The 3,548-nt window shown below is 66.1% G+C and carries 6 protein-coding genes; 4 read left to right on the forward strand and 2 right to left on the reverse strand.

The genetic code is table 11. The features are described from left to right. From ACILQR_RS16040 to ACILQR_RS16050, 3 genes are all read left to right on the forward strand, one after another. Nucleotides 1-250, forward strand: a 250-nt coding sequence (locus ACILQR_RS16040) for a DNA polymerase III subunit chi (protein WP_395652369.1), incomplete at its 5' end; no start/stop codon positions are given. Between the two features lie 59 nt (nt 251-309). Then, the gene (locus ACILQR_RS16045) at nt 310-561 is read left to right on the forward strand and encodes a hypothetical protein (protein WP_395652370.1); all 252 of its coding nucleotides are present in this window, start codon (nt 310-312) and stop codon (nt 559-561) included. 8 nt (nt 562-569) lie between these two features. After that, nucleotides 570-836, forward strand: a complete 267-nt coding sequence (locus ACILQR_RS16050) for a hemolysin (protein ID WP_395652371.1) — start codon at nt 570-572, stop codon at nt 834-836. A 9-nt stretch (nt 837-845) separates the two neighbouring features. Here the strand turns inward: ACILQR_RS16050 and ACILQR_RS16055 are convergent, their stop codons facing one another. Both ACILQR_RS16055 and ACILQR_RS16060 read right to left on the reverse strand, forming a co-directional pair. After that, a complete protein-coding gene (locus tag ACILQR_RS16055) occupies nt 846-1,367 on the reverse strand; it encodes an FKBP-type peptidyl-prolyl cis-trans isomerase (protein WP_395652372.1) in 522 nt (173 codons plus the stop codon). 65 nt (nt 1,368-1,432) lie between these two features. Beyond that, nucleotides 1,433-2,818 (reverse strand): hypothetical protein, encoded by a 1,386-nt coding sequence (locus ACILQR_RS16060; RefSeq protein WP_395652373.1) that lies wholly within the window; start codon nt 2,816-2,818, stop codon nt 1,433-1,435. A gap of 382 nt (nt 2,819-3,200) precedes the next feature. On the opposite strand from ACILQR_RS16060, the gene ACILQR_RS16065 reads away from it, so the two are divergent. Then, nucleotides 3,201-3,548: hypothetical protein (locus ACILQR_RS16065; RefSeq protein WP_395652374.1), on the forward strand; the 348-nt coding region annotated here is incomplete at its 3' end.

Below are 3,548 nucleotides of genomic sequence, written 5' to 3' on the forward strand. Positions count from 1 at the left end.
CCACGCCAAGCGTCAGCCGATCCTTTTGACGGGGACGGGGGAGAACCCGAACGGCGCTCAGGCGCTGTTCATCGTCGATGGCTCTGAACTGGGCGACACGGAAGGATATGCGCGATGCTTCATCATCTTCGACGGTCGGGACGAGACGGCGCTGCACGGCGCGCGGGAGCGCTGGCGGGTGCTGAAGGGGCAGGGGGCAGACCTGGCCTACTGGAAGCAGACGGACGAGGGCTGGCAAAAGGCGGCCTGATCGCGGTCCTGCTGCTCGGTGCCTGTTCGACACCGGCCGGGCCACCGCCCGCTCCGGCCGTGGTCGCCGAGGCCGAGGTGTCGCAGCCCGTGGGCTCGAAGATGCCCGACGGCGAGCCTGATCTTTGCAAGGCGTCAGAACTACAATGGCTGGTGGGGCGCAACAAGCGCGAGATCCCGGTGCCGGTCGATGTCGTCAACCGCCGCGTGGTCTGCACCACCTGTGCGGTGACGATGGACTTCTCGCCCTATCGCCAGAACATCTTCTTCAACGCCGAAACGGAAGTGGTGGAGCAGGTCCGATGCGGATGAGGCATATCGTGTTGATCGCCGGCCTCGCCGCCATGACGGTTGCCTGCGCCGAAGCACCCGCTCCGGGGCCGACGCCGGGCGGGCCGCAGCGATGCGATGCGGAGGCCGCAAAGTCGCTGATCGGCTCTCATATGGGTGCGGTAGATTTCGCGCCGGGTGCCAATGTCAGGATCGTCTGCACCACCTGCCCGACGACGCGCGACTATCGGCCGGACCGGCTCAATGTCCGCTTCGATGAGGCGACGGGCATCATCAAGTCGGTCGACTGCGGATAGTAGCAGAATTCAGCCGAGTGGCGTCGCCGACGGATTGATGGCCAGCAACTGAACTCGGAACAGCAGGGTCGAGTTGGCCGGGATGTCCGATCCCATGGCGCGGGGTCCATAGGCGAGGTCGGCGGGGATGACGAAGTCGTAGGTCTCGCCCACGTGCATCAGGGCGACGCCCTCGGTCCAGCCGCGGATGACCCGGCCCAGCGGGAACTCGGCCGGCTCGTTGCGGGCGAAGGAGCTGTCGAACTCCTGACCGTTGATCAGGGTGCCGCGATAGTGGACGCGGACGACGTCGGCCGATGTCGGCATCGGGGCGTTGGGCTGGGCGCGGCCGACGCGCCTGTACTGCAGGCCTGAGGGGGCGACGGTCCAGCCACGTCGGGTCGAGGACCAGGCCAGATAACCCCTCTGGGCCGGAACCCAGGACGCCGCATCCGACGGCGCGGCCATCAGCAGGGTCTCGGGCGGACCGGAGGCGCAGGCGGACAGGGCGGCCGAAAGGGCCAGGGCGGCGGCGAGGGCGATGCGTTTCATGTCGGTAGCGTTTAGCAGCCTCGAATGCAGGTGTGAACGCCGGTCCGCAGACGATCGGGAGGGTTTCAGCCGGGCGCGCAGACGATCGAGATGGCGGCTACCTGACCGGGCGTCAGCTTGACGCTGAATCCGACGGCACCACCAGTCTGGCAGTCACTGCGGGTCCTGTCGGGTGATGGGATTGGGCGCCACGCGCTGTCCGAACCGGGTGCGGGCGCTCGGCGTCCCCGGCAGATCGGCGAGACCGACATCAGTCCGCTCTCGCTGGTCCGGACGCCAACTCCGGTCATCCAGGCGTCCGTTGCGCAGGCATGGGTCGAGGCAAGGCCCGTAGTGGTGCCGACTCTCTGAGCCTCGACGCCCGGTGGAACCTGGCTCCACGCCGGATCGAACCTGGCGCAAGAGGCTCCCAGGCCCTCTACGCGCGGCAACCCGTAGCGACGCAGGCCTGTCAGACGCTGGCCGACGGGACAGAGCACCAGTCGCTCCTCCCCGGGTCCGGCATCGCCGGCCCAGGGCGCATTCGACGCTCCGGCCGGAAGACGTACCGGCGTCATCGAAGATAGCCTCGGTGCTGCGGGGGGCGGTGAAGGGGGTGGGGCCACGGCCGTTGCGCGGGGCGGAACCGGTCCAGGCTGTGGTGTCCGGTTCGGCTGAGTTGAAGGAACCGGCGAGGGGACGCGTGGCGAAGCGGAAGCGGCGGCTGCTTCCGAACAGTCTGAGCGCATCGCCGTGCGCAGAGCCGCAACGTCAAACTCTCCGGCAAGCTGCAGACGGGCCTCATATTCGAGGTCAGGAGCCGACGCGTAGCGCTGTTGTACCGCTTCCACCTCGCGCAGAAGGATGAGTTTTTCGGCGGCTTCTGCCCGCAGTGGGTCGATGACTGCGTAGGGACGGCCGGCCCTCGCGGCCTGGTCCGCATGATGGTCCGCCATCGACCATTCCGAGGAACTGTGTTCGAACAGCACCTGTGCGATGGCCTTGCAGCGTTCTGCATGAGGGCCGCTGAGAAGAGCAGGAACAGGCGCCCGTGAGGGGACCGGCTGGGGCACCGCAGCGCGCGCGGCCAACTGGTCACAGCGGATCGAGAGCGTCGTCTGTTCCGCGTCAGACAGCAGTTCCACCCGGTGCCGATCATCGGCGGTCGGCGGGTCTGCGGTTGACCAGTTGGATCGAAGTCTTTCGGCCCGGACCAAATCCTCTTCGTTGGTCCTGACGATCTCGTCCATCTCCGTTTCCCAAGCCCTTGTACGCGCGGCGTTCGATGACTGCCTGCGGAGCACGGCGCTGCGGAGATGCTCGCGCTGTGCATCGACAAGCTTGTCGACCAGGGCGCGGCATAGACCGGTGGAGGGTTCCGATTGGGGAGCGGCTGCTGGTGCGGTGGTCGGCACCGAAACAGGCAAGGTTGCGCCCAGCACGATGGAAAGCGCGGTTCTGACGACGATCATTTCAGGGTTCCTCTCGCATCTCGGCCGCTCGTCGGGCGAGCTTGAGAGGTCTCGCCGCGCGGGGACGCTGTCGAAATCTGACGGGACAGATTTCTGGCACCGGATTGTCCACAGGGCCTTTATTTCGCCGTCAAAGCGAGTATACGTCCGCGTTCCGCAATCACCTCCATGATTCCGCGCGAAAGCGCCGAGGCCCGGTCCGTCGCCCTCCGACCGAGCGAAGGCGTGGCTCCTTCTCCCAAGGAGCTCACAGATTTCAGGCTTCCTGGACCTTAGCGGGTCCGAGGGTGGGAGCCGAAACCGATTGTCACGGCCGCCGAAAGGCGCGTCGTGCCACTGCATTTCTCCCACGGGTCACGCCGTGCGGACTGGGAAACATTGAATGACTGACGTCCTGAACGGTCTCGCCATCAACGGTCAGATCGCATCGGCTACGACCTTCACCGGCAAGAAGCGGATTCGCAAGTCCTTTGGACGCATCCCCGAAGCCGTCGAGATGCCGAACCTGATCGAGGTTCAGCGCGCTTCCTACGAGCAGTTTCTGCAACGCGAAGTGCGCCCCGGCGTCCGCAAGGAGCAGGGCATCGAGGCCGTGTTCAAGTCGGTCTTCCCGATCAAGGACTTCAACGAACGCGCCGTGCTGGAGTACGTCTCGTACGAGTTCGAGGATCCCAAGTACGACGTCGAGGAATGCATCCAGCGCGATATGACCTATGCCGCGCCGCTGAAG

The sequence above is a fragment of the Brevundimonas sp. genome (assembly GCF_044239655.1).
GTDB lineage: Bacteria > Pseudomonadota > Alphaproteobacteria > Caulobacterales > Caulobacteraceae > Brevundimonas.